This is a genomic window from Bacillus massilinigeriensis (genome assembly GCF_900111815.1).
GTDB classification, from domain to species: domain Bacteria; phylum Bacillota; class Bacilli; order Bacillales; family Cytobacillaceae; genus Mesobacillus_C; species Mesobacillus_C mediterraneensis.
Window position 1 is genome coordinate 1 of sequence record NZ_LT630009.1, and the last position, 2,033, is coordinate 2,033.

At 33.6% G+C, this 2,033-nt stretch carries 3 protein-coding genes; 2 read left to right on the forward strand and 1 reads right to left on the reverse strand.

What is annotated here, in order from left to right; translation table 11 throughout:
* Both BQ5796_RS18535 and BQ5796_RS15755 read left to right on the forward strand, forming a co-directional pair.
* On the forward strand, positions 1 to 104 hold a 104-nt coding region (locus BQ5796_RS18535; RefSeq protein WP_234969402.1), incomplete at its 5' end, for an ATP-binding protein.
* A 111-nt stretch (positions 105 to 215) separates the two neighbouring features.
* Positions 216 to 1,046 carry a hypothetical protein gene (locus tag BQ5796_RS15755; RefSeq protein WP_071461339.1) on the forward strand — a complete coding sequence of 277 codons (831 nt, stop codon included), beginning with the start codon at positions 216 to 218 and terminating at the stop codon, positions 1,044 to 1,046.
* 342 nt (positions 1,047 to 1,388) lie between these two features.
* On the opposite strand, the gene istB is transcribed toward BQ5796_RS15755, so the two are convergent.
* A partial coding sequence (istB, locus tag BQ5796_RS15760; protein WP_071461340.1) for an IS21-like element helper ATPase IstB occupies positions 1,389 to 2,033 on the reverse strand: 645 nt, incomplete at its 5' end.

Sequence of the window (2,033 nt, forward strand, 5' to 3'; positions counted from 1 at the left end):
CAATATTAACGGAAGCAGTCATTGACCGACTGATCCATCACTCTCATCTGGTGGTATTTAATGGCGATAGTCATCGCTATAAGGAGTCATTATTACAAAATTAGAAAACGGTTGGCAGGTGGCTACATTTTTAACTGCCGTTTCATACATTTTTTGCTTGCCAAATACAAATCTGTTGTATAATATTTACATATGATTCTTTTGGAGATGATTTCATGGACATTATTGAAACCATTTTGTACTCAAAACCATCAAGTAATAACAATGTTGAATTAATTGATTGTGATTGGAGCGACAACTATGGATTATTATTGATATTAGAAAAGAACAGAAAATTTATAGTACAAATAGGTGACACTCAATTAAGTCTTAATAATATTAATATCACTTGTGATTTTCCGTTAATTAGATGGATTGACCATAATCGTTTCCTAATTGCCGACGCACGTAATGATAGCAAAAGAGAAAATCTTTATATTTTAAATACTGAAGGTAAAATTCAAAACTCCTTTTACTGTGGAGATGGTATTGAAGATATAGTAACTAGTAAAGAAGGTATTTGGATTAGTTATTTTGACGAAGGTGTGTTTGGAAGTGGAATTTCAACTGAAGGTCTTGTACTTTTTTCCTATAATGGTACTCCCACATTTAGATACCATAGTGACTTATTAGATAGACCATATATTGTCGACTGTTACGCTATCTGTAAAGGCAAATCTCCTTCATTATGGCTTTTTCCTTATACTGACTTTCCTTTGCTTTGCGTAAATCCAGCTAAAAAAACTCTAGAATCTTACAAAGTGCCTAAAGTCTTACATGGCTCAAATGCTCTTTGTGTAAGAGGAAAATTTGGATACTTTTTTGATAGATACAATTCTAATGGTGAACTATATTGTTGGGAGATTGGCAAAAGCCGTCCTCAACTAATAGGTAAAATTAAAGGTAGCACAAGAGGATTAGATACAAGAGAATCAAATCACTTTATATCAATAGATGAGAGTAATGTAAAAGTCTATAGGATAATAAATCATAAAGAATATGAGTAAAAAAGTTGTTAATTTTTGATACATTTACTTAAACAAAAAATCCCCTTTCTTAAGAGGATTTTTTTAGTGCATTTATGTTTGGATTGTGTTTATAGTGTGGGGTTAGTAGTGCTTACATTATCTTAGCATTCTGTTTTGTTCTAAATGGTGAAAAGCACCCCTACATGATTTAGTGTTTATACGCAGAATTATGTTATTAGAGAGGAAAATCTTTATATTCATACGTGGAATATTTTTTATAGCGATTGCGTGGCTATATCACTATTTTTTTACGTTTTAGTCCATAATTTATAAATGTCAACGTAAATATGTACATTATTGCTCGTTTAAGAGTGTACAAAATTACTCGCTTTCTGTTGTAAAGTGATCCTTTAGGCGGTAAGAACTTCCCACCATTGCTACTACCGATGCATGGTGTAAAATACGGTCTAAAATCGCATTAGCCAGTTTGGCTTCCTGAAAGATCTCATCCCACGCTTTAAAATTTACATTTGTCGTAAAGATGGTACTTCGCTTCTCATACCTCTGATCAATCAGCTGAAAAAACAGCTTGGCATCCTCTTGATCAATGGGCAAATAACCAATTTCATCAATTATTAATAGTCTATACTTTGTATAATGCTTTAATCGGGCTTCTAGACGGTTCTCTAGTCGTGCTCGCCTTAAATTCTGGATTAAATCATGGCACTTTATGAAATAAGTACTTGTCCGTTTCTTTGCTGCTGTGATCCCTATCGCTGTTGCCAAGTGGGTTTTCCCCACTCCACTTGGCCCTAAGAAAACAATATTCTCATTCCTTTCTATAAACCGAAGGGTTAGAAAATCTAGAATCTGCTGCTGATTTACGGACGTTTGAAAGGTAAAATCAAAATCCTTTATTTCCTTTAAGTGCGGAAAACCTGCGACCTTTACCATTGACTGAATCATATTCTGCTCTCGTACATCGATTTCATAATTAGTGAGCTTGATTAACGTATCAATAAGCGA

What these genes read in the sequence shown, in the direction of transcription:
- BQ5796_RS15755 (WP_071461339.1), top strand. Translation starts at nt 216, where the DNA reads ATGGACATTATTGAAACCATTTTGTACTCAAAACCATCAAGTAATAAC.